The sequence below is a fragment of the Rhodococcus sp. 5G237 genome, assembly GCF_053764735.1.
Genome location: NZ_JBSNCD010000001.1, coordinates 527,339 through 550,174 on the forward strand (window position 1 = coordinate 527,339; position 22,836 = coordinate 550,174).

General features: G+C 68.4%; 23 protein-coding genes. 9 read left to right on the plus strand and 14 right to left on the minus strand.

What is annotated here, in order from left to right:
- Nucleotides 1-127: 127 nt before the first annotated feature.
- Nucleotides 128-2,242, minus strand: coding sequence for an MMPL family transporter (locus tag ACWPOC_RS02465; RefSeq protein ID WP_183070621.1), 2,115 nt, complete (start codon nucleotides 2,240-2,242; stop codon nucleotides 128-130).
- Nucleotides 2,243-2,288: 46 nt separating this feature from the next.
- Here ACWPOC_RS02465 and ACWPOC_RS02470 point away from each other — a divergent pair, with 46 nt between their 5' ends.
- Together ACWPOC_RS02470 and ACWPOC_RS02475 are read left to right on the plus strand one after the other, a co-directional pair.
- Entirely contained in the window at nucleotides 2,289-2,789 is a 501-nt protein-coding gene (locus ACWPOC_RS02470) for a MarR family winged helix-turn-helix transcriptional regulator (protein WP_120280998.1), read from the plus strand.
- Between the two features lie 60 nt (nucleotides 2,790-2,849).
- On the plus strand, nucleotides 2,850-3,626 hold the full coding sequence (locus tag ACWPOC_RS02475) for a putative protein N(5)-glutamine methyltransferase (RefSeq protein WP_120280999.1): 777 nt from the start codon (nucleotides 2,850-2,852) through the stop codon (nucleotides 3,624-3,626).
- Nucleotides 3,627-3,648: 22 nt separating this feature from the next.
- Here the strand turns inward: ACWPOC_RS02475 and ACWPOC_RS02480 are convergent, their stop codons facing one another.
- The 4 genes from ACWPOC_RS02480 to ACWPOC_RS02495 form a co-directional block, all read right to left on the minus strand.
- Entirely contained in the window at nucleotides 3,649-4,467 is an 819-nt protein-coding gene (locus tag ACWPOC_RS02480) for an anti-sigma factor (protein ID WP_120281000.1), read from the minus strand.
- A complete protein-coding gene (locus ACWPOC_RS02485) occupies nucleotides 4,460-5,032 on the minus strand; it encodes a sigma-70 family RNA polymerase sigma factor (RefSeq protein WP_024102602.1) in 573 nt (190 codons plus the stop codon). The genes ACWPOC_RS02480 and ACWPOC_RS02485 overlap by 8 nt, the downstream gene beginning before the upstream one ends.
- A 77-nt stretch (nucleotides 5,033-5,109) precedes the next feature.
- Nucleotides 5,110-5,733, minus strand: coding sequence for a DUF1365 family protein (locus tag ACWPOC_RS02490; protein WP_120281001.1), 624 nt, complete (start codon nucleotides 5,731-5,733; stop codon nucleotides 5,110-5,112).
- Nucleotides 5,723-6,358 (minus strand): alpha/beta hydrolase family protein, encoded by a 636-nt coding sequence (locus ACWPOC_RS02495; protein ID WP_230789547.1) that lies wholly within the window; start codon nucleotides 6,356-6,358, stop codon nucleotides 5,723-5,725. Before ACWPOC_RS02495 ends, ACWPOC_RS02490 begins: the two co-directional genes overlap by 11 nt.
- A gap of 171 nt (nucleotides 6,359-6,529) precedes the next feature.
- Here ACWPOC_RS02495 and ACWPOC_RS02500 point away from each other — a divergent pair, with 171 nt between their 5' ends.
- Both ACWPOC_RS02500 and ACWPOC_RS02505 read left to right on the plus strand, forming a co-directional pair.
- Nucleotides 6,530-7,204, plus strand: coding sequence for a fasciclin domain-containing protein (locus tag ACWPOC_RS02500; protein WP_120281003.1), 675 nt, complete (start codon nucleotides 6,530-6,532; stop codon nucleotides 7,202-7,204).
- 30 nt (nucleotides 7,205-7,234) lie between these two features.
- Entirely contained in the window at nucleotides 7,235-7,825 is a 591-nt protein-coding gene (locus tag ACWPOC_RS02505; protein WP_455407939.1) for a lipocalin family protein, read from the plus strand.
- 145 nt (nucleotides 7,826-7,970) lie between these two features.
- Here ACWPOC_RS02505 and ACWPOC_RS02510 read toward each other — a convergent pair whose 3' ends face one another.
- The 3 genes from ACWPOC_RS02510 to ACWPOC_RS02520 all read right to left on the minus strand — a co-directional run bounded on the left by ACWPOC_RS02510 (nucleotide 7,971) and on the right by ACWPOC_RS02520 (nucleotide 12,410).
- Nucleotides 7,971-9,434: an SDR family oxidoreductase gene (locus ACWPOC_RS02510; RefSeq protein ID WP_455407940.1), complete on the minus strand. Its 1,464-nt coding sequence runs from the start codon at nucleotides 9,432-9,434 to the stop codon at nucleotides 7,971-7,973.
- Complete coding sequence (locus tag ACWPOC_RS02515; protein ID WP_455407941.1) at nucleotides 9,431-10,795, minus strand: TIGR01777 family oxidoreductase; 1,365 nt, start codon at nucleotides 10,793-10,795, stop codon at nucleotides 9,431-9,433. The genes ACWPOC_RS02510 and ACWPOC_RS02515 overlap by 4 nt, the downstream gene beginning before the upstream one ends.
- A 259-nt stretch (nucleotides 10,796-11,054) precedes the next feature.
- The gene (locus ACWPOC_RS02520) at nucleotides 11,055-12,410 is read right to left on the minus strand and encodes a cryptochrome/photolyase family protein (protein ID WP_455407942.1); all 1,356 of its coding nucleotides are present in this window, start codon (nucleotides 12,408-12,410) and stop codon (nucleotides 11,055-11,057) included.
- Nucleotides 12,411-12,438: 28 nt separating this feature from the next.
- On the opposite strand from ACWPOC_RS02520, the gene ACWPOC_RS02525 reads away from it, so the two are divergent.
- Nucleotides 12,439-12,660 (plus strand): RNA-binding S4 domain-containing protein, encoded by a 222-nt coding sequence (locus ACWPOC_RS02525; RefSeq protein WP_033097898.1) that lies wholly within the window; start codon nucleotides 12,439-12,441, stop codon nucleotides 12,658-12,660.
- Between the two features lie 25 nt (nucleotides 12,661-12,685).
- On the opposite strand, the gene rraA is transcribed toward ACWPOC_RS02525, so the two are convergent.
- Genes rraA through ACWPOC_RS02540 form a run of 3 tightly spaced genes read right to left on the minus strand, consistent with a single transcriptional unit; the run spans nucleotide 12,686 to nucleotide 15,468 of the window.
- On the minus strand, nucleotides 12,686-13,174 hold the full coding sequence (rraA, locus tag ACWPOC_RS02530) for a ribonuclease E activity regulator RraA (protein ID WP_016695034.1): 489 nt from the start codon (nucleotides 13,172-13,174) through the stop codon (nucleotides 12,686-12,688).
- A 47-nt stretch (nucleotides 13,175-13,221) separates the two neighbouring features.
- Nucleotides 13,222-13,605 (minus strand): DUF5313 family protein, encoded by a 384-nt coding sequence (locus ACWPOC_RS02535; protein WP_455407943.1) that lies wholly within the window; start codon nucleotides 13,603-13,605, stop codon nucleotides 13,222-13,224.
- An 18-nt stretch (nucleotides 13,606-13,623) separates the two neighbouring features.
- Nucleotides 13,624-15,468, minus strand: coding sequence for an AMP-dependent synthetase/ligase (locus ACWPOC_RS02540; protein WP_455407944.1), 1,845 nt, complete (start codon nucleotides 15,466-15,468; stop codon nucleotides 13,624-13,626).
- A 68-nt stretch (nucleotides 15,469-15,536) separates the two neighbouring features.
- Between ACWPOC_RS02540 and ACWPOC_RS02545 the strand changes: the two genes are divergently transcribed.
- Nucleotides 15,537-15,920, plus strand: a complete 384-nt coding sequence (locus tag ACWPOC_RS02545) for an ArsR/SmtB family transcription factor (RefSeq protein ID WP_455407945.1) — start codon at nucleotides 15,537-15,539, stop codon at nucleotides 15,918-15,920.
- Nucleotides 15,917-16,543 (plus strand): SRPBCC family protein, encoded by a 627-nt coding sequence (locus ACWPOC_RS02550; RefSeq protein WP_455407946.1) that lies wholly within the window; start codon nucleotides 15,917-15,919, stop codon nucleotides 16,541-16,543. The genes ACWPOC_RS02545 and ACWPOC_RS02550 overlap by 4 nt, the downstream gene beginning before the upstream one ends.
- 21 nt (nucleotides 16,544-16,564) lie before the next feature.
- On the opposite strand, the gene ACWPOC_RS02555 is transcribed toward ACWPOC_RS02550, so the two are convergent.
- Entirely contained in the window at nucleotides 16,565-18,052 is a 1,488-nt protein-coding gene (locus ACWPOC_RS02555) for an adenylate/guanylate cyclase domain-containing protein (protein WP_455407947.1), read from the minus strand.
- 142 nt (nucleotides 18,053-18,194) lie between these two features.
- Between ACWPOC_RS02555 and ACWPOC_RS02560 the strand changes: the two genes are divergently transcribed.
- Nucleotides 18,195-18,935 carry a GAF and ANTAR domain-containing protein gene (locus ACWPOC_RS02560; RefSeq protein ID WP_120281014.1) on the plus strand — a complete coding sequence of 247 codons (741 nt, stop codon included), beginning with the start codon at nucleotides 18,195-18,197 and terminating at the stop codon, nucleotides 18,933-18,935.
- 66 nt (nucleotides 18,936-19,001) lie between these two features.
- The gene (locus ACWPOC_RS02565) at nucleotides 19,002-20,555 is read left to right on the plus strand and encodes a succinic semialdehyde dehydrogenase (protein WP_120281015.1); all 1,554 of its coding nucleotides are present in this window, start codon (nucleotides 19,002-19,004) and stop codon (nucleotides 20,553-20,555) included.
- Here the strand turns inward: ACWPOC_RS02565 and ACWPOC_RS02570 are convergent.
- Both ACWPOC_RS02570 and ACWPOC_RS02575 read right to left on the minus strand, forming a co-directional pair.
- Complete coding sequence (locus ACWPOC_RS02570; RefSeq protein WP_120281016.1) at nucleotides 20,524-22,089, minus strand: MDR family MFS transporter; 1,566 nt, start codon at nucleotides 22,087-22,089, stop codon at nucleotides 20,524-20,526. The two genes, ACWPOC_RS02565 and ACWPOC_RS02570, sit on opposite strands and share 32 nt — an antisense overlap.
- Nucleotides 22,086-22,811, minus strand: a complete 726-nt coding sequence (locus tag ACWPOC_RS02575) for a TetR/AcrR family transcriptional regulator (protein ID WP_455407948.1) — start codon at nucleotides 22,809-22,811, stop codon at nucleotides 22,086-22,088. The genes ACWPOC_RS02570 and ACWPOC_RS02575 overlap by 4 nt, the downstream gene beginning before the upstream one ends.
- Between the last annotated feature and the right edge of the window lie 25 nt (nucleotides 22,812-22,836).

Genomic DNA, 22,836 nt, shown 5'->3' on the forward strand with positions numbered 1-22,836 from the left:
GGAGCGGTGGAATCCGCAGACATGGAATAGAACGGTAACGGGCAAACGCGGCAGACGTGGGACGAACGGCCGCGGGACCGGGTCGCATTCCCGGTCCCGCGGCCGTTCTCATCCGTTCATGTGCCCGTCAGGAACGGGGTGCTCCCGCGGTCGCGACGTCCTCGGTGGCGTCGGGCTCGGACGGTTCGGTCCGCGCCAGCTTGCTCGGCCACCAGATCTTCTTGCCGATGTCGATCGTCAGCGCCGGCACCACCAGCGACCGCACGAGCAGTGCGTCGAGGAGGACGCCGAAGGCGACGATGAACGCGAGTTGCGCCAGGAACAGCAGCGGGATCACCGCCAGCGCCGAGAACGTCGCAGCGAGGACCACGCCGGCGGACGTGATGACACCGCCGGTGACGGTCAGTGCCCGCAGTGTGCCGGCGCGGGTACCGACCTTCTTCGTCTCCTCGCGGACGCGAGTCATGAGGAAGATGTTGTAGTCGATACCCAGCGCCACGAGGAAGACGAACCCGAACAGCGGCACCACCGGGTCGGCGCCGGGGAAACCGAGCAGGTCGTTGAACACGAGCGACGAGATGCCGAGGGTCGCCGCGAACGAGACGATCACGGTGAGCATCAGCAGGATCGGTGCGACGACCGCCCGCAGCAGTGCGATGAGCACCAGCAGCACCACGAGCGTCACGGCCGGGATGATGACGGTGCGGTCGCGGGTCGCGGTGTCCTTCGTGTCGAGGTCGACGGCCGTGGGTCCGCCGACGAGTGCCTCGGCGTCGGGCACGGAGCCCACCGCCTCGCGGATGCGTTCGACGGTCTCCTCGGCGGCGAGGGAGTCGGCAGGATCCGACAGCGTCGCCTGCACCGCGACCAGTCCGTCGACCACGCGCGGCGCGCCGTCGGGGCCGGGGACGGGCTGGACGGTCGTCACGCCCTCGACGCCCTCGGTGGCGTCGACGACACCCTCGAGCGCGCCTTCGCGGGCGACGACGATGCTGGGCGAACCGGTGCCGGCGTCGAAGTGCTCACCGAGCACCTCCTGGCCGGACTTCGAATCGGTCTGCAGGAGGAACAGATCCGAGGACGCGACACCGCTCGCCTTGAACTGCGGTGCCAGCAAGGCGAAGGCGACGAGCACGAGGCTGCACACGATCCAGATGGGACGCGGCTTAGACCCGACGAAGTCGGCCACCCGGCCCCACACCTTGTGGGACTTCTGCATGTCGTCGGCATCGGCGTTCGCGTCGTAGACCGGGCGGGTGGGCCAGAACGCGACGCGGCCGAGCAGCACGAGCGCTGCGGGCAGGAAGGTGAGCGACGCGAGGAACGATGTCGCGATGCCGATGGCGGCCACCGGGCCGAGACCGCGGTTGGAGTTCAGGTCCGACAGCAGCAGGCACAGCACGCCGAGGATGACTGTGCCGGCGGACGCAGCGATCGGCTCGATCGAACCGCGGAGCGCGCTGCGCATCGCGGCGTACTTGTCCTGCTGCAGTCGCAGTTCCTCGCGGTACCGGGAGACCAGTAGCAGTGCGTAGTCGGTGGCGGCACCGAACACCAGGATGAACATGATGCCCTGGCTCTGGCCGTTGAGCGCGATCGCTCCGGCATCGGCGAGCACGTAGACCAGCAGGCTCGCGAGGGCGAGTGCGAACAGCGCCGAGATGATGACGACGAACGGCAGGATCGGGCTGCGGTAGACCACCACGAGGATGACGAGAACGACACCGCCCGCGACGAGCAGGAGCAGTCCGTCGATGCCGCCGAAGGCAGACGACAGGTCTGCGGCCTGCCCGGCGGGGCCGGTGACGTAGACGGTCAGGCCGTCGGGGGCGCCTTCGAGGGCCGTCCGGAGTTCCTCGACGGCCTCCTGGACCTCCCCGGAGGCGTCGAGCGGCACGATCATCTGCGCCGCTGCGCCGTCCTCGGACGGGATCGGCGGCGGTCCTGCGGATTCGGTGGCCAGGAAGGCGAGGTCCTCGTCGGTGATCCCGCCGTCGCGTTCGGCGACGACGATCGCGGGGATGAACTCGCTCTCGTTGAACTGCGCGTACAGCTCGTCCGCGCGGGTGGATTCGGCGGAAGCCGGGAGGAAGGTGCTCGCGTCGTTGGAGGCGACCTCGCTGAGCTTGCCTGCGAACGGACCGCCGCCACCAGCGGCCACAAGCCACGCGATGAGCAACAGGGCAGGTAGGAGCCACCGCCATCGGCTGGTTGTGCGTGGGGGCTCGGTAGCAGTGCTCAAGATTCCTCCTGGCGTGAGCGAATGTGTCGGAACTAGATTATTCAGCGTGCTGAACGATGGGGGTGGAGACGACCTCGACGAGTGGCCCACCGGACGTCTGCTGTCCACCGCGGCCCGGCTCGTCGAGCAGGCCTGGGAGCAGTCCTTGCGACGGCGAGGGCTCACCCACGCGGGGGTGATCGCACTGCACGCGGTGGCCCACGCCCCGCTGTCGCAACGGGAGATGGCGCGCGCATGCCGGGTGACCGACCAGACCATGAGCCGGACCGTCGACCATCTCGTCCGCGGCGGTTTCGTCACGCGCGCGGTCGACCCGGAGGACGAACGGAGGATGCGGGTGGAGATCACGCCGTCGGGCGTGGACGCCTACCGGCGCGTGATCGAACTCGAACGCGACGACGAGCCCGGCGGTGATTCTCCGGTCGCGGTGTCGGACCCGGCTACCCTGCGCCGGCTCCTGCTCGAAATCGTTCGTTCGCACAGCACTCCTCGTGACAGCCCCGGGAGTACCCACGATCGGGAGAGTCCACCCCTCGGCGGGATGTGAGCTGCCACCCTCTCCGGAAAACGAGAAGATCCGTCCGGAGCGCGCGCGGTAGGGTGCCGCATGGTCTCCGCTCCCCGGACCCACGCCGACGTCGTGTCCGCACTGCGAGCAGCCGGGTGCGTGTTCGCCGAGGAGGAGGCGCAGCTGCTCGTCGAAGCCGCTCCCACACCCTCGGATCTGGAGCGGCTCATCGCGCGGCGCGTCGGCGGCGAACCCCTCGAACACGTACTGGGACAGGTCTTCTTCCACGGCAGGCGCATCGCGGTGCGAGAAGGGGTGTTCGTCCCCCGTCGCCGCACCGAGTATCTGGTGGACTGCGCGATCGAACTCACGCGGCCCGGTGCCGTGATCGTCGACATGTGTTGCGGGTGCGGTGCCGTCGGTGCCGCGCTCGCCACCGCCGTCGAGGACTGCGAGGTCTACGCGGCCGACATCGATCCCGTCGCCACCGCGTGTGCCCGCCTGAACCTGCCGCCCCACCGGGTGTTCGACGGCGATCTGTTCGACGCCCTGCCGGGCACGCTGCGCGGTCGCGTCGACGTGCTCGTCGCCAATGCGCCCTACGTGCCGTCGGGGGCGATCGGGTCGATGCCGCGGGAGGCGCGCTGCAGCGAGCCGCGACACGCACTGGACGGCGGACCCGACGGACTGGACGTCCACCGCCGGCTCGTCGCCGACGCGGGCCGGTGGCTCACCGACGGTGGGTCGCTGCTCGTCGAGTCGGCCGCGTCGCAGGCACCCGTCGTGCGCGACCTCGTGACCCGGGCCGGACTCGACGCCGACACGCGGGGTTCCGAGGAGTCCGACGCGACGGTCGTCATCGGCACCCGTCGATGACGTGCTCGCTGCCGCGAACATGTCAGTCGAGCGGTAGCTGAGCGAAGATCGCGGTCGGCTGGGTCGACCCGCCCGTCGGTTCGACGCTGAAGGCGAGCGCGGTGGCACCCGAGATGTCCTCGAGCACCGCGGTCGTCGACGGCGCGACGTCGTCGGGTGTCATCGTGCCCGCGGGCTCCATGCCCTCGGGCCCGACCAGCCACATCTGGTAGACGCTGCCCTCGGCCGGCGGGGCGACGTTGTTCATCACCAGCACGCCCGCGTCCTCCTCCTTGGAGAACACCACGGTCGCGGTGCCGCCACCGTCGAGCTCGCCCGACGAGGTCCGTACGTCCTCGGCGGCGAAGACCCGCTCGCTCGTGCCCGGCTCGGACGTGGTCTGCCACTGACCGGCCACCACGACGCCGCCGATCGCAACGATCACGGCCGCTGCCGCGGCGAGCAGGAAGTTCCGCCGTCGGGCCTGGCGGCGCTCGTCGAGGGAGACGGGCGGGGGAAGGTGATCGTCCTCCGCCCGAGGTGCCTCGGTCGCCTCCGGCTCACCGGGTCGTTCCGTGTGCGTCTTCTCGGCGGGCGCCTTCGCGGTGAGTTCGGCGTGGACCAGATCGAGCAGTCGCACCCGGAGTTCGGGCGGCGGCTCGGTCGCGGTACCGGCCGACATCGCCGCGAGGGTCTCGTGGACCTCGCGGACCTCGGCGTCGAACCGTTCGACCACCTCCGGGTCTGCTTCCGCGAGTCGCTCGGCGAGCTCCCGACGCTCGTCGGGCGTGACGGCATCCAATGCGAAGACGGGTGCCATGTCGAGCAGATCGCGCGAGGAATCGTTCGCTTCATCAGCCATCCACAGTCACCCCCAGACAATTCTTCAGTCGTTTCAGGCCGTCCCGGATGCGCGACTTGACCGTCGGCAACGGGGACGAAAGTTCTTCTGCCACTTCGGTATACGTAAAGCCTCTGTAGTAGGCGAGCTCGACCGAGCGTCGCTGCAGTTCGGTGAGCGAACCCAGACACTCGTTCACCCGGCGGCGATCGTCGCGCTGCGCGACCTCCTCGCTCACCGAATCGAAGGCCGCGTCGACGTTCGTCGAGCCGTACTGCGACTCGCGGTCGGCTCCGGACTGTTCGCTTCGGACGCGGTCGACGGCGCGCCGATGGGCGAGCGTGATGATCCACGACAGAGCGGAACCCTGACGCGGGTCGTACTTGTCGGCCGACCTCCACACCTGGAGGTAGACCTCCTGGGTGGTCTCCTCGCTGTAGCCGGGATCCCGCAGGACCCGCAGCACCATGCCGAAGACTCGGGAACGCGTCGCGTCGTACAGTTCGGCGAACGCCGTGGGGTCTTGCCGGGCCACCCGCCCGAGCAGTTCGCCGAGGGTATCGGTATGGCCTCCGACGCCGGTCATCGGCTCAGTCCGCTCATCGGAGGAAAGCCTAGCCGGGACATTCCCTCCACTCAAGGCAACCGTGTCGACCACGAGCGTCACCCCATCCACATCCGAGCACGGAGAACTGTCGTGAGATCGACGGGCAGCCGTTCGCCGCTGACGGTCGCGGTGAACACAGGGACACCGGGCCGCCGCAGGGCGACCGAAACCGCGAACATGTCGCCTGCCCGGGTGATGATGTCGATCTCGTCCGAGCGCAGCGTGTAGCAGTGCCGTCCGTTCCGGCGCGAATGGATCTCCGCGACCACACAGGCCAGGGAACCACTCGGATCGTGGCACCAGAACAGGTTCAGCGGATCCGATCCGAGACCGAGACGCCGGATGTTCAGCAGCGCCGTGATCCGCCCGCCCGGAACCCTCACCCCGTCGGCCACGAGTTGGTCCTCGACCCGGCCGCGGAAGGTGTCGGAATCGCTCGCGACGAAGTGGTCCCACGGCTCGAACCGCATCAGCGTGCGCAGCCACCAGGACGAGGGCGTCGTCTCGTCGACGTCCATGACCCAGCTGAAGCCGCGGTACTCGAGCGAGGGGCGCTCGGCCGAGCCCTGTGCGTGGCGGACGAAGGTCCGGTAGATCGCCGGCGCGACCGCTTCCCGGCCACCCCGGAACTCGACGTCGTCGCCGATCATCGCGACTGCGCGGGGAAGGTCAGGATGCATGGTCGTCTCCGGGGCACGTGGTCGGTTTCCCCGCCAGTGTGCACGTGAGGAAATCGGCCGTGGTGTCGGCCCACCAGCGCGGGTCGGTGAGGAGGAAATGTCCGGCTCCGGGCAGGGGCCGCCAACGCGTGTTCACGCCCCGGTCTCCCGCCGCCATCGTCTGGCTCTGCGCCATCCGTGGATCGGTCCTGGTGTCCTCCGTACCGTGCGCGACCAGCAGGTGCCGGCCCGCAGGGATCAGGTCGGCGTCGTCGGCCGGCCACCACGGAGCCAGGGCGACGAGCGACTCGACGCCGTGCTGGGCCGCGAGATGCGCGATCGCCCGCGCACCCATCGCGTGCCCGACCAGCCCGAACCGGACGTCCCCGCGACGCCGGATCACCGACTCGATCGCCCGCAGACCGTCGCGGACCGGGCTCATGTGATCGTCGTTCCACCCGCAGTACCGGTAGTCGACGAGGTCGACCGCGATGTCGTACGTGCTCAGCCTCAGGCGCAGGGCATCGGTGAACAGACGCATGCGCAGCTGCGACGGATGCCACGGACGTGGCGGTGTGGTGCCGACCGGACGCCCACCGGGCAACACGAGTACGTGAGCCGGTCGGAGATCCTCGACGTTGTCCATGACCTGCATTCGGAGCCGACCGCGATCCGGATGGGTCGAACACCGGATACCGATCCGAAAAAAATTCTTTCGATCCGACCCATCCGCACCGCCCCGGGGATCGAATGCTCAGTGACACACCTGGTCGACGTGGCTGCTTTCCGGCCACGGCATACGAAGGGAACCACGATCATGAACATCACTGCGCGCAAGAGCCTGGCCGCCGTCGGAATCGGTGCGATGTCCCTGCTGGGTGTCGCGGCATGCTCCGACGATTCGGGGAGCGACACGAACGAGACCACGATGGAGGAAACCGTCGAGGAGACCATCGTCGAGGAAACCACCACTGCTGCAACGGGAACCGCTGCTCCCGCTGCCGGCCCCGTCGGCCCGGGCTGTGCCGACTACGTCGCCGCGAACCCGACCGGCCCGTCGTCCGTCGAGGAACTCGCGAACCAGCCTGTCGCCGAGGCCGCCGGAAACGTGCCGATCCTGACCACTCTCACGCAGGCCGTGTCCGGCCAGCTCAACCCCGACGTAAACCTGGTCGAGACGCTCAACGGTGGCGAGTTCACCGTCTTCGCACCGGTCGACGACGCGTTCGCCGCCCTGCCGCCGGAGACCGTCCAGACGCTGCAGACGGATTCGGCTCTGCTCACCGACATCCTCACCTACCACGTGGTTCCCGGTGAGCTGACCACCGCCGACATCGCCGGCACGCAGACCACCGTCCAGGGCGGCACCGTCGAGGTCGCCGGCGAGGGTGAGATGTGGACCGTCAACGACGCCAACGTCATCTGCGGTGGCATCGAGACCGAGAACGCCACCGTGTACCTGATCGACGGCGTTCTCATGCCCCAGCAGTAACCGATACCGGACGACGGAAAGGTAGAAGACATGCGTAGGTCCCGACACGGCGTTCGGGGGTTTGCGGCGGCGTTCATCGCCGCCGCAGGCGCGCTCCTGTTCGCCACGCCCGCCGCCGCAGCGCCGCTCACCCCGGTTCCCGAGCTCGACGTGAACCGATATGTGGGGCAGTGGTATCAGCTCGCCGCCAATCCGGCTCCCTACAACATCGACTGCGCTCGCGACACGACGGCGTTCTACACGCTGCTCGACGAACGCAACGTGCGTGTGGAGAACTCGTGCACCACGTTCACCGGTGATCGTCGCGGGATCATCGGGAACGCCCGCGTGAACGACACTGCCGCACTGCACGTGTCGTTCCCGGGGGTGCCGTTCCAGGATTCGCTCGACGGACCGAGCAACTACATCGTCACGTACCTCGCGGACGATTACTCGTGGGCATTCGTCGGTGACCCGACGCGCATCTCCGGATTCGTGCTGTCGCGTTCGCCCGTCGTGAGCGACGACGCGTGGCGCGAGATCCGGAACGTCGTCGAGGCGAGCGGGTACAACTCGTGCCTGATGCTCACCTCGCCCACCGCCGAGGGGCTGCAGGACATCAAACCGCTCTGCACCGTGTAACTCTCGGGGCGATCGGGGTGGTGTGCGGATCGCGAGGAAGATCCGTACACCACCCCGATTCGTCGTGCCGGGGACATCCGCTCGCGAATTCGCCATCCGCTACAGCAATTGCTGCGGCGGATGGCGAGCAACGTAGCGGATCGCTCTAGCGGCCGGCGGTTCCCGCGATGTTCTCGAGCATCCCGCGGAAGATGATGCCGTGGAAGGGAACCAGCGCGTACCAGTAGAGACGGCCCGCGACTCCGCGCGGGAAGAAGATCGCCCGCTGGTGCACGCGCGACCGGCCCGACTCCAGCGGTTCGACCCGCCACTCGAGCCACGCTCCGCCGGGCGCCCGCATCTCCGCGCGCAGGCGCAGCAGCGTCGGGCGCTCGATCCGTTCGACGCGCCAGAAGTCCAGGGCGTCACCGGTGTGCAGGGTCTTCGGGTCGCGGCGACCCCGGTGGAGTCCGACACCGCCGACGAAGCGGTCGAGCCAGCCCCGGATGGTCCACGCCAACGGGAAGGAATACCAACCGTTCTCGCCACCGATGCTCTCGACGACGGCGAACACTTTCTCCGGAGACGAATCCGACTCGAGTGACCGCTCGTCGGTGAAGACGACCTCGCCGGCCCAGTCCGGGTCGGACGGAAGCGGATCGGCGGGTGCGCCGACCGGGGACGCGTTCGTCCACGTCGTCTCGACCTCTCCCCGTTCGATACGGCCGAGGGCGAGTCGGACGGCGTCGCGGTATCCGGTGAGGCCGGATTCCGGTGGGGGGATGATCGAGTCGATGTCGTGGTTGCGCATCACCGCGTCGGTCGACAGCGATTCGAGCAGCGCCCGGCCGAGAGGTGGAGGGATCGGCGTGACCAGACCGATCCACAGACCTGCGAGCTTCGGTGTGAGGACGGGCAGGACGAGGATCCGGCGTTTCGTCAGACCGGCGACCTCCGAGTACTGCTGCATCATCTCGCCGTACCGCAGGACGTCGGGCCCACCGATGTCGTAGGTGCCGCTGCGGGGGAGGGGTGCATCGGCGGCGGCGACCAGATAGTGCAGGACGTCGCGCACCGCGATGGGCTGGATCCGGTTGTTCACCCAACGCGGGGTCGTCATGACGGGGAGCCGATTGCTCAGGTGCCGGATCATCTCGAACGACGCCGAACCCGAACCGATCACGACCCCGGCCTGCAGCACGAGCGTCGGCACACCGGAATCCGTCAGGATGCGTCCGACCTGGGCGCGCGAATACAGGTGCGGTGAGAGATCACCCGACTCCGGGTGCAGCCCACCGAGGTACACGATGCGGGAGACACCGTTGTCGCGTGCCGCGTCGGCGACGTTCTGTGCGGCCCGCTTCTCCGCGTCGACGAACTCGTCGCGGCCACCCATCGAATGCACCAGGTAGTACACGACGTCGATGTCACGACACGCCTCACGCAGCGATTCGGCGTCGTCGAGGTCGCCGCGGACGATCTCGACGTCGTCGGCCCACGGCACGTCGCGCAGTTTGTCGGGGCTGCGCGCGAGCACCCGTACCCGGTAACCCGCCTCGAGCAGGCGTGGAGCGAGCCGGCCCCCGATGTAGCCGGTCGCTCCGGTGACCAGGACACGCTTTCCGCTCACGGCTCCTCCAGGATGTGGCCGAGTTGATGCCGCAGCGACGCTTCGAGATCGGGACGCCGGAAGCGGTGCCCGGCGTCGATCAGCGCCTTCGGGACGACGAACTGGTCGGCCTGGGCGACCTCGCGTGCACCCTCGTCGCCGAGCAACAGGCGGGGACCGAAACCGGGGACGGGCAGCAGTGCGGGACGGTGGAGCACCGACGCGAGTACCCGGGTGTACTCCTCGTTGCGCACCGGTTGCGGTGCAACGGCGTTCACCGAACCGGCCAGGCCGGGGTCGGTGAGGGCGCGGTGGTAGACCTCGAGGAGGTCGTCGATGTCGATCCAGGAGAACCACTGCCGGCCGTCGCCGAGCCGGCCTCCGAGACCGCTCGCGAACAGCGGCCGCATCAACTGGAGCGTTCCGCCGCGGGGTGTCTGGACGATGCCGGTGCGCACGTGCACGACCCGCAGGCCCTTCTTCTCCGCGGGATGTGCCGCGGCCTCCCAGTCGGCGACGACCTCGGCGAGGAAACCCGTTCCACGTGATGCGCTCTCGTCGAGCGGTGTGTCTCCCCGGTCGTAGCCGTAGAGACCGATCGCGGACGCGGAGACGAAGGTCGCGGGACCGTTGGGTGTCGTCGCGGCGAGTTCGGCGAGTCGGCGCGTCGGTTCGATGCGGCTGTCGCGGATCGCGGCCTTGTGGGAGTCGGTGAACCGTCCCGCGATCGACGCGCCCGCGAGGTGGACGACGGCGTCGACGCCTTCGAGCAGGTCGGGCGCAGGATCCTGCGGGTCCCAGCGTCGTTCGTCGGGGCGCTGCGGTTTCCGGCGCACCAGGCGGACGACCTGGTAGCCACCCGTGGACAGGAAGGCCGTCAGGGCGGTACCCACGAGTCCGCTCGATCCGGTCACCGCGACCGTCCCGGGCCGGATGCCCTGCGCGTGCGACCAGCGGTGGCTCGCGAGATCGTCGGCGAGCTGGCGGTGCCGGTAACGGAAGGTCTGGGTGAGGAAACGGCCCGGTACCGGCGTGTCGACGCGATCGGTGACGCGGGTGCGGAATTCGTCGACGACGTCGAAGCGGTGTTCGTGGCGCCACGAGCCGATGACGGTGGCGGGGCGCGACAACAGACCGTCGTGGGAGAGTTCGTCGACGAAACGTGCTGGTGGATCGTAATCCTCGGGTCTGTGCCGGGAGATCCAGCGCAGACCGCCGGGGAGACCGAGGACGGCCGTGCCGGATTCGAGGGAGTCGGCCTCGGCAACGACGTTCATCGGTTGCCAGGGCGGGATGAGGCGGAGGATGGCGCCGGGACGGGAGTGCCAGTCGAACACGTCGTCACGCGGTGCGTCGACGACGCTCGAGAACTCGATACCCATGCCCTACCTCCCGTTCGCAGAGTGCTCACCCGGTGGTGACGGCGCCGGAGCGGACTCCGGCGCCGTATCCACTCAAGCAGGGAGGACGCTGATCAGGAAGGTGTATGCGTCGACGAGCGGGTTGTGGATGGCCATGAAAGCTGCTTCGACGAGAGCGCGCACTGCGGTGTCCTTTCGTTGGGTGTACGGCGAACGCGTTGTCCGTCCGGAAGTTGTTCGGAGCACCGCCACGACCGGATGGGTCGTTTCGCCGTCTTCTTCATCGGGGTGAGCGAATCCGCTCGTATCTGTCCAGAGCGACGCGACGTTCGTGTGCGTGATCGACGACCGGTTCCGGATATCCGTCCGGAGGGCCGTCGGGCAGGCTGTGCACACGAGCGCCGTCGATGCTCCGCAGTTCGGGTACCCACCTGCGCACGTATTCACCCGTCGGATCGAACTTCTCGCCCTGCCGGGTCGGATTGAACACCCGGAAGTAGGGAGCGGCGTCGGTGCCGCTTCCCGCCGTCCACTGCCAATTGTGTTGGTTGGACGCCAGATCGCCGTCCACCAGATGCTTCATGAAATGTCGTGCCCCACGCCACCACGGCAGGTGCAGGTCCTTCGTCAGGAACGACGCGACGATCATCCGTACCCGGTTGTGCATGACGCCTTCGGCGAGGAGCTGCCGCATCCCGGCGTCGACGATCGGGAATCCCGTCCGGCCCTCGCACCACGCGGCGAACAGGGCGTCGGCGTCGGGTCCGGAATCGTAGGTGATGGCGTCGAAGTCGCTGTTGTAGTTGGTCCGGGCGGTCTCGGGTCGCTGGAACAGGACGTCGGCGTAGAAGTCGCGCCACGCCAGTTCGCTGCGGAAGGTGACGGCCCCGTCGTCCGACCGGTTCCTCATGTCGTGCAGCAGGGTCCGCGGATGGATGCAGCCGAATTTCAGATAGGGGGACAGGCCGCTCGTGCCGTCGAAGGCCGGCCGGTCGCGGTCGGTGGCGTACCGCTCGAGACCGTCGTCGAGGAATTCGCGCCACCGCACCAGCGCGGCCGCCTCTCCGGGGGGAGGTGCGGGTTCGTCGCCCGCCTCGGGAATCGGCACGCGTGCGGAGCAGCCGCTCGGGTCCACCCAGTCGGCGGTGTCCGGTCCGGTCGCCGCGGGTGTGTGCCATCCGTGGTCGTTCCAGGCGCGGCGGAAGGCCGAGAACACCTTGTATGCAGTGCCGTCGGGTTTCGTCACGCGGCCCGGCGTGACGGCATACGGCGAGCCGGTGGCCACCAACGGAACGTCGCCGAGCGCTTCGGCGACCGCCCGGTCACGTCGCGTGCCGTAGGGCCCGTGATCCGAGCTGATGTGGACCGCGGTCGCATCGAACTCGGCGGCGACCTGCGGCACCAGGGTCACCGGGTCTCCCTGGACGACGAGCAGGCGCCCGCCGAGATCCCGGTCGAGGGCTCGCAGGCATCCCATGAGGAAGTCGCGCCGGCGGGCCCCGGACGGGCGGAGCAGTGCGTCGTCGAGGACGAACAGGGCGAGGACGTCGTCGGCGGCCTCGGTGGCCGAGAGCAGGGTGGGTAGATCGTTCAGTCGGAGATCACGACGGAACCAGATGATGCTGGGGCGGGCCATGGATCCAGTGTCGGGGACAATGGGTGTCATGTCCGACGCATTCGATGTACCGATCCGTGACGAGTCGATCCGGCTCGGTCAGTTCCTCAAGCTCGCAAGCCTCATCGAGTCGGGTGCGGAGGCCAAGGAAGTGATCGCCGACGGCCTGGTGTCGGTCAACGGTGACGTGGAGGTGCGTCGCGGCCGTCAGCTGAAGGTGGGCGACGTGGTGGAGATCGCCGGGGCGAGCGCGCGGGTCGCGCACGAATAGCGGGTCGACCCGCGCGCTCGGCTGATCAGTTCTCGGCGCGGACGACGACGCCGTCGGAGTCGCTGTAGACGATCTCGCCCGGGTTGAACGTCACGCCGCCGATCTCGACGGGCACGTTCTTCTCACCGGAGCCGGTCTGGGTGCTCTTGCGCGGGTTGGTGCCGAGGGCCTTGATACCGATGTCGAGCGTGCGCAGGATCGCGGAGTCGCGGACCGCGCCGTTGACGATGACCCCGGCCCAGCCGTTGTCGACACCGCGACCGGCGATGATGTCGCCGACGAGCGCGGTGTGGATGCTGCCACCGCCGTCGACGACGAGCACGCCGCCGTTGCCCGGCTCGGAGAGAGTCTGCTTGACGAGCAGGTTGTCCTGGAAGCAGCGGATGGTGGTGATGGGGCCGACGAACTCGGTGCGGCCGCCGAACTGGATGAACTGCGTGTCGCAGCTGCGGATGTCCGGGCCGATCTCGTCGGCGAGGTCTGCAGTGGCTGTGAAGGCAGGGGCGTCACTCATGGTGCGAGGATAAGCGGACGCGCTGCCCCGCACAGGGGGAGGCCCGATCAGGACGCGCGGCCGAAACGGCGCTCGTAGTCCTCTCGTTCGCGCGCGGCGCGGGCGCGTGCCTTCGCGCTGAGCAACTCCGGATCGAGACCGTGCTGCTGGAGGCGGTGCCGTTGCCAGATAGGCATCAACGCCACCGAGAAGTAGACCCACGGCAGCAACAGCAACAGCATCATCGCGATCGGGATCCACACCGGCCCCGGGATCAGTAGGAACAGCAGGAGCAGCGGGATGATCGGCAGATTCCATCGCAGCAGGTAGCGGCGTGTTCCGCCGGTGCCCAGGACGTCGTCGCGTACCCACTGCCGCATCTCGGGCGGTAGCGCGCGACCGAACATGTAGCCGATCCGCTGCAGGAAATTCGGTCGTGCACTACTCATCATGAGACCCAGGATAGGCCGTCACCCTTCGTAGAGGCCTGCCAGCCTGTCGGCGAAGTTGTCGACGACGACCTTCCTGCGCAACTTCATGCTCGGCGTCAGATCGCCCGATTCGATCGACAGTTCACGCTCGATGATCGTGAACTTCTTGATCTGCTCCCACCGATTGAGCTGCAGGTTCAGATCGTCGATGTAGCCGGAGACGAGTTCGTGGGTCTTGTCGTGCCGTGCGATGTCCTCGAACGACCCGCTCACACCGTTCTTGTTCGCCCATTCGCCGATGGATTCCGGATCGAGCGCCACCAGCGCCACGCAGTAGGGCCTGCCCTCGCCGTAGACGACGATCTCCGAGGCGTATGGGCACATGCCCTTGAAGGTCGCTGCCAGCGACGACGGGGCGACGTACTTGCCCTGCGACGTCTTGAACATGTCCTTCTTGCGGTCGGTGATGCGCAGATAGCCCTCGTCGTCGAGGCTGCCGATGTCGCCGGTGTGGAACCATCCGTCGTCGGAGAGCGACTCGGCGGTCGCGTCGGGCCGGTTGTGGTAGCCGGTCATCACACCGGGGCCGCGGACGAGCACCTCGCCGTCCTCCGCGATGCGGACCTCCGTGCCCGGGACGGGCCAGCCCACCGTGCCGATGCGGTTGGCGTAGGGACGGTTGACGAATGTCGCGGCAGAGGTTTCGGTGAGGCCGTAACCCTCGAGGACGGGGATGCCGACGGCGTCGAACCATTCGCCGACCTCGGGGTTGAGCGCCGCCGAACCGGAGATGAAGAACCGCAGGTGACCACCGAAGCGTTCGCGGATGGTGGAGAAGACCAGCTTGTCGGCGAGGCCGTGCTGCAGCTTGGCGAGCAGTCCGGGCGACCTGCCGGCCTGCTTCGCTTTCGAGACCTTCCGGCCCACGCCCACGGCCCAGTCGAAGATCTTCTTCTTGGCGCCGCCTTCCTCCTCCATCATTCCCTCGACGCGCGCGTGGGCCTTCTCGAAGATGCGAGGGGCCGCACCCATGAAGGTCGGGCGGACGACCGCGAGGTTCTCGACGATCTTGTCGACGCGCCCGTCCACCGCGGTGGGGAAGCCGATCTGCAGGGGGAGGGTGAGCAGCACCTTGCCGAAGACGTGCGACAGCGGCAGCCACAGATACTGCAGGTCGTCGGAGCTGAGCATGTGCAGCGCATCGATGGCGGCGGCCTCGTAGGTCCACGCCGAGTGCGGCAGGCGCACGCCCTTGGGCTTGCCGGTGGTGCCCGAGGTGTAGATGAGTGTGGCCAGGTGCTCGGCCCTGATGCTGTGGATGCGGTTGAGCACCACTCCGGAGTCCTCGGCGAGCAGGCCGCGGCCCAGTTCGGCGAGCTCGTCGAAGTTGATGACCCAATCACCGTCGCCGGTGCCGTCGACGACCACGACCTTCGCCACGTCGGGCAGATCGCCGCGGTGGCTCACGAGCTTCTCGACCTGCCCGGCGTCCTCGGCGATGACGATCCGGCTGCCGGAGTCGGCGACGATGAACGCCACGTCGTCGGCGTGGGTGGTGGGGTAGACGGTGGTGGTCGCGGCGCCCGCGCACATGACGGCGAGGTCGGAGAGCACCCATTCGTACCGGGTGGACGATGCGAGGGCCACACGGTCCTCGGATTCGATGCCCAGGGAGATCAGGCCGGCCGCGAGCAGCCGCACCCGGTCTCCGGTCTGTTCCCAGGTGACCGAGGTCCAGCCGCCGGCCCCGTCGGGGAAGCGGAAGGCCTCGGCGTCGGGCGTGGTGGACACTCGGTCGAGCAACAGGCGGGCGACCGAGGGAGCCCGGTTGTCGATGACCGCTCGGTCGACCTTTTCCTCGGAGACGCGCGTTGTTGTCGTCATGCATCGAAGTCTAGGGAGCAGGACCGTGCTTCTGGCCAATATAAGTAGAAACTTATATAGTGGGGTCCATGCACGGGTTCGAGGTCCTCGCAGATCCGGTTCGCCGCCGCATTCTCGAACTGCTCGCGGGAGGCCCGCAGACGGCCGGTGAGATCGCCGCGGCGATCGGCCGGGAGTTCTCCATCTCCCAGCCGGCGGTCTCGCAACATCTCAAGATCCTGCGCGACCAGCGGTTCGCAGCCGTCCACAAGGACGGCACCCGCCGCTACTACGAACTCGATCCCGCGGTCCTCGTCGAACTCGAGGACTGGCTGGCGGGTCTGCATCCCCCGGTCTTCGCGGCTCTGGACGCGCTGGAGACCGAGATCGCGCGCGGTAAGCGTGAGCGGCGGAGCCGCGACGCCGTCCCGCCCGCGCTCCCTGCTTCCGACGAGAGAAGGAAATCCTCATGAAGAACGTGATCACGAGCAACGAGACGAGTCGCCGCACGGTCGGGCGTCGCACCGTCGAGGGCCGCGAGGCCAAGGTCGTCACGATCTCGCGCAGCTACCGCACGAGCGCCGAGGACCTGTGGGAGGCGTGCACCGACCCGCGGCGCATCCCCCGCTGGTTCCTGCCCGTCGAGGGCGACCTCGAGGTCGGTGGCCGGTACCAGCTCCAGGGCAACGCCGGTGGCGAGGTCCTCACCTGCGAACCGCCCCGGACGTTCACGGCCACCTGGGAATTCGCGGGTCGGGTGAGCTGGATCGAGGTGTCGGTCCTGCCCGAACCGGGAGACCGGGCGCGCCTGGAACTGACGCACATCGCCCACCCCGACGAGCACTGGGAGCAGTACGGACCCGGCGCGGTCGGTATCGGTTGGGATCAGGCGCTTCTCGGACTCGGACTGCACATCGAATCGGGAGAGGCGGTGGATCCGAAGGAATTCGAGACCTGGTCGATGTCCGAGGAAGGTCTGCAGTTCGTCCGCGACAGCAGCGCGGCCTGGTGCGAGGCCGACATCGCCGCGGGCGAGGACCCCGAACAGGCACGCGCCGCCGCCGAGCGGACGAGTGCGTTCTACACGGGCGGATGATGAGCCGGCCGGCTTTCTACTTCAATTCTCCTCCGTGCGACGCCGCTGCCGGGCGTTCGCGTGTGCGGCAGCCGAACGCAGCACCTGCGGCGTGCGTCGCGCCGCTCGGAGAACGGCGCGGTCGAAGGGGTTGAGCGAGACCCGCTTCCGCGGTGCCTGCAGGGACGGACGGCCGCCGGTCAGGGCGAAGAGGCGGACCTTGCCCGGCACACCGGCGAGCCGATGCGATCCCCTGTCGGCGAACTGCAGTCCCGACCCACCGGCCAGCTCACGCACGTGGCTCGAGACGAGCACCTCGCCCGGGCGGGCCGCTGCGCCGATGCGCGCCCCCACGTGCACGGTCAGGCCGGTGACGTCCGTCCCGGTCGGCTCGACGGTGCCGGCGTGCACCCCGGCACGCACCTCGAACCCGAGGCGGCGGGCCTCCGCGACGATCCGCGCCGCGCACTGCACGGCGGCCACGGGCCCGTCGAACAGACTGAAGGTGCCGTCCCCGACGGTGCTCACCAGCTGCCCGCCCGCTTCGGTCACCGCGAACCGCACGTCGCGTTCGTGACGTGCGAGCAGGGCCCGGTAGGAGGTGTCGCCGATGCGTGCGAGGAGCTTGGTCGACCCCACGATGTCGGTGAACAGGGTCACCGCGAACCGACGGCCGGCGTCGACGGGTGGGACGGAACCGCGGACGAGTTCCTCGACCATCGCCTGGACCTGCGACCACGCTTCACCGAGTGCGGCGCCGCGCGGTGACGGCCGGGTGATCACCAGCTCCCCGCGTGGCACGAGATCGGCCAGATGTCTCGCCGGGCCCACAGGTATCGAACCCCCGGCGACCAGCACCACCTTCGTGGGGCACTGCACCGAGCCGAGAGCGTGCGAGTAGTCGATCCGCAGGCTCGCCTCGAGGTGTGCGCTCATCGTGCTCGGCGAGGCGGAGCACCGCTCGAGCATGGCCATCAGCCGGCGGTTGTAGGGACTGTCGACGTGCGCGTCGGTCAACGCGACCGTGCGCCCCTCGCCCCAGTGCCGGACGGCGTCGCGCCACAGCTCGACGAACTCGGTGATCTCGGGCTCGGTCCACCCCTGCGGCGGCCGGTCGTCGTCGAGCAGCGGTTCGCAGTACGGCGCGATCAGCATCAACGCATTGACGCGTTCGGGGGCGGTCGCCGCGACGAGCACCTGCGGGCCGCACGTGCTGTGGATCCCGACGAGGGTGGCGTGCCGGATCTGCTCGGCATCCATGACGGCGAGGACGTCCTCGGCCTGCTGTTCGATCGTGGGCACGTGGTCGACGGGATCGGACAACCCGAAACCGCGGCGCTGGAAGTAGACGGCCCGCGAATAGGTGGCGAGTCGTTCGAAGAGCGAGTGCATGTACGGATCGGTCCACAACAGGTCCAGATGCATCTGGACCTCGAAGAACCACACGACGTCGGTCGGGCCCGTTCCGACCACCCCGTAGGCCAGATTGTGACCGTCGCGGGGCAGGTACCGGGTGACCGGCGGATCCACTCGTACAGCCTAGCGAGGTAGAACGGAAGAGGTCGTGTTCCGGAGGTAGGGCTGCCGTGCAGGACTCGTGGAATCGAACGATTTACACTTGATCGCCCGGTTCGTCGGGTAATGAGCTTGTCCGCCGGAGAGGGATGTTCTCATGACACGTTCGTCGGAAGACGGAGATCTCGGTCGTCGTATCGCGCAGCTGGCGCGTGGCTTCTACCGTCCGACCGATCTCGACGAGACTCTGCGCGGTGTGACGGCGGCGGCCGTCGAACTGGTGAAGGGGGCCGCCTGTGCCGACATCCTCATCGTGACCGGACGCAAGCACTTCCGTTCCCTCGCCGCGACCTCGGAGATCGCCGAGCACCTCGACGACGTCCAGGAACAGTTCGGCGAGGGTCCGTGTCTCGATGCGAGCTTCAAGTACCTCGTGGTGCGCGCCGACGACCTTCGGACGGAAACACGCTGGCCACGTTTTGCGAAGGCCGCCGTGGATGCGGGTGTGCTCGGCGCCTTGTCGTTCCAGCTGTATCTCGATCAGGAGAGCATGGGCGCGCTGAACATGTTCTCCTTCGAGGCCGACGCATTCGGTCCTCTCGCGGAGGCGACCGCCGAGGTCCTGGCCGCCCACGCGGCGATGGCGATGAGCGCGGCGCGCAGTCAGGGGCAGTTCGCGTCCGCCCTGGCGACCCGCGACATCATCGGGCAGGCGAAGGGCATGATCATGGAACGTTTCGGTATCGACGCCGTCGCGGCCTTCGAACTGTTACGCAAGCTCTCGCAGGACAGCAACGTCCCCCTCGCCGAGATCGCCCGGCGGATCGTCGAGGCCGGTCCCGAGCGCAAGGGCGACGAGCACGAGCACGAGGCGGGGGCCGACCCCACGTCTGTGTGACAGCACACACCCCGCCCGGGTAGGTTTGGTGAAACCGCAAGTACTACTCACCGGTAGGGGTGCATCATGCCAGCTCCGAGCGCTGCGACCTTCCAGCGTCTTGCCGACCTCATCGCGATCCCCGACGCCGCCGAGCGGACCACCCGCCCCGTCGTCGAGGCGTTCACCGGACGGGAGCTGGCCACCGTGCCGGTCGGCACGGCCGAGGACACGAAGGCCGCGATCGACCGGGCCCGCACCGCGCAGGTCGCGTGGGCGAAGCTGCCCGTGGAGAAGCGCGCCGCGATCATGCACCGCTACCGCGAACTCGTGCTCTCCCGACGCGAGCAGCTCATGGACATGGCGCAGGCCGAGACCGGCAAGTCCCGCGTCTCCGCGCAGGAAGAGGTGCTCGACATCTCGATGACCGCGCGGTTCTACGCGCGCGTCGCACCGAAGCTCCTGCGCCCCCGCAAGGCCACGGGCATGCTGCCGGGCCTGACGAAGACCACCGTCCTGCACCATCCCAAGGGCGTCGTCGGCGTGATCGCGCCGTGGAACTACCCGATGACGCTGGCCGTCTCCGACGCGATCCCCGCCCTGCTCGCCGGCAACAGTGTGGTGCTCAAGCCCGACAGCCAGACGCCCTACTGCGCGCTCGCCGTCGTCGAACTCCTCTACGAGGCCGGTGTTCCCCGCGACGTCTTCGCCGTGGTCACCGGGCCCGGAACCGTGGTGGGCACCGCGATCGTCGAGAACACCGACTACCTGATGTTCACGGGTTCGTCGGAGACCGGGCGTCTCCTCGCCGAGCAGGCCGGCCGGCGCCTCATCGGGTTCTCCGCCGAACTCGGCGGCAAGAATCCCATGATCGTCACCTCCGGGGTGAACCTGCGCGAGGTCACGAACGCCGCGGTGCGGGCATGCTTCTCGAACTCCGGTCAGCTGTGCATCTCGATCGAGCGGATCTACGTCGAGAAGTCGATCGCCCCCGAGTTCATCCGGATGTTCGGGGCGCGGGTGCGCGAGATGTCGCTCGGTCCCGACTACGACTTCGGCACCGAGATGGGCTGCCTCATCAGCGAGAGTCAGGTCAAGACGGTGACCCGGCACGTCGAGGATGCCGTCGCCAAGGGCGCGACCGTCGTCGCCGGCGGGAAGGCGCGGCCCGACCTCGGCCCGCTGTTCTTCGAACCCACGGTGCTCACCGACGTGCCCGAGGACGCCGAGTGCTACCGGAACGAGACGTTCGGCCCGGTGGTGTCCATCTATCCGGTGGAGAACGTCGAGGAAGCGATCCGCGAGGCCAACGACACCGAGTACGGGCTCAACGCGTCGGTGTGGGGTGCGACGAAGGCACAGGGCGAGGCCATCGCCGCGCGGGTGCGTGCCGGCACGGTCAACGTCGACGAGGGATACGCCCCGGCCTGGGGCAGCACCGACGCACCGATGGGCGGTATGGGCGTCTCCGGCATGGGACGTCGACACGGCGCGGAGGGCCTGTACAAGTACACCGAGGCGCAGACCATCGCAACGACGCGATTGCTCAATCTCGACGGCCCGCGCGGACTTCCGCGGCGGGTGTGGGCGAAGATGCTCGCCCCCTTCGTCAAGTCGATGCAGTGGCTGCCGGGTCGCTAGGAGCCGGATCGTTCTTCCGCACGATGGTGGTCGCAAGGGGCTTCTCGACGACGAGACACAGCAGGACCCCCGCGACCACCACGAGCGGCGCGATGTACAGGTAGATCGGGACGAGCGCGTCGTTGTACGCCTCGAGGACCGGTTGCCGGAGCGCTTCGGGCAGTGCCCGGACCGCGCCGGGGGTCAGCGAATCCGGATCGTCGATGCCGGTGCCCGACAGTCCACCGGCCAGGCGCGTGGCGAAGACACTGCCGACGACGGCGGAACCGAGGGTCGCGCCGATCTGCCGGAAGTAGTTGTTGCCTGCCGTCGCGGTGCCGACCTCCTCGACGGGGAAGGAATTCTGCACGACCAGCACGAGAAGCTGCATGGACGTGCCGAATCCGACGCCGATCACGGCGAACCAGCAGCCCAGCACCCAGATCGGGGTGTCCACCCCGAGGGTCGCCAGGAGCACCAGACCGGCCGTGACGAAGACCGAACCGATGATCGGGATCCGTTTGTAGCGGCCCGTTCTCGTGACGTATCGTCCCGCCAGCGTCGACGTCAGGAACAACGTTCCCATCATGGGGAGCATCAGCAAGCCGGCGGCGGTGGCGCTCACGCCCGCGACCATCTGGAGGTAGGTGGGCATGTAGGCGGCCACGCCGAACAGTGCGACGCTCATGACGAATCCGGCTGCGGTGACGAGATCGAAGTTGCGGTCACGGAACAGATGCAGGCCGATCACGGGTTCGGCGGCGCGTCGCTCCACCGCGACGAACAGCACTGCACCGGCCGCCGTAGCGGCGATCAGCGCGATCACGACCGGCGACGACCACGGATAGCGTGAACCGCCCCAGGTCGCGACGAGCACGAGAAGCGTCGTGACAACGGACAGCACGGCCATGCCGAGCACGTCGATCCGCCGGCCCGAACCGGAGACGCGAGGAAGACGCAGGAAGACCAGCGCCGCGACGACGGCGACGGCACCGAGCGGCACGTTCATCCAGAACACCCACCGCCAGCCGGGGCCCTCGGTGAACCATCCGCCGAGCAACGGCCCGGCCACAGACGACAGGGCGAAGACGCTGCTCATGATGCCGAGATACTTCCCGCGCTGACGAGCGGGAATCACGTCGGCGATGGTGGCCTGCGACAACACCATCAGGCCACCACCACCGGCGCCCTGGACGGCCCGGCCGACGATGAGCCACGTGATGTCCCCGGCGAGAGCGCCGATCGTCGATCCGACGACGAAGATCGACAACGCGGTGAGCAGGAGCGGTTTGCGGCCGAAGAGATCCCCGAGCTTGCCGTAGGCGGGCATCGTGATCGTCGACGCGAGGATGTAGGCGGTGATGACCCACAGCATCCGGTCCACGCCGTGGAGTTCGCCGACGATGGTCGGCAGGGCGGGATTCAGGACGGTCTGGTTGAGCGACGCGGCCAGCATCGCGAGCATGAGACCCGCGAAGACGAAGGTGACCCGCGAGGCGCTCTGTTCCGGTGCGGGCGTGGCTCTTTCGACCTCGTCTCGGAGTGGATCGGTCACGGTCGCGTGACCTCCCGGAACAACAGGCAGGTGCGATGCAGGACCGAGTCGGCGTCGGCCTCCGTCTTCCCGGGGGCGGTGAGCAGCGGGCGCAACGCGGAGCGCATGAGGGCACCTGCGACCGTGACGATCATGTCGGCGGTGTCCTCGAGAGTGCCGACCGTGTCGGCGGTGTCCTCGAGAGTGCCGACCGTGTCGGCGGTGTCCTCGAGAGTGCCGACCGTGTCGGCGGTGTCCTCGGCGGGTCGTGTCGCCGCGAGTCGTTCGGTGACGAGCTCGGCGACGACGGCCTCGACGTCGTCGATGTGCTGGAAGCGTCTGCGCGCGAGTTCGGGATGGCGGTCCATGAGCGCGATGTACTCGTCGTAGGCGATCGCGCGACGGCTCGCCGCGGTGCGGAAGACCGCGAGGAGCAGGAAGGCGACCTTCTCGACGAGGTCGTCGCCCGGCTCGAAGTCGAAGCCGTCGGCGATGGTGTCGTCGATGACGGGGGAGGACAGGCCGAGGACGGCGTCCTCCTTCGACCGGAAGTAGTTGAAGAAGGTGCGCGGTGAGACCTCCGCCTGCTCGGCGATGGTCTCGACAGTGATGTCGGACAGGCGACTGTGGCGTGCTGCGGCGTCGGCGGCGGCCAAGTGGATCGCCGTCCACGTGCGGACGCGTTTGCGCTCGCGGTGGGAGATCGTCACGGTGCGGACGGCGTCCGACGCAGCTGCAGTCATGAAGTTTTACAGTAGCGCAAGTTTC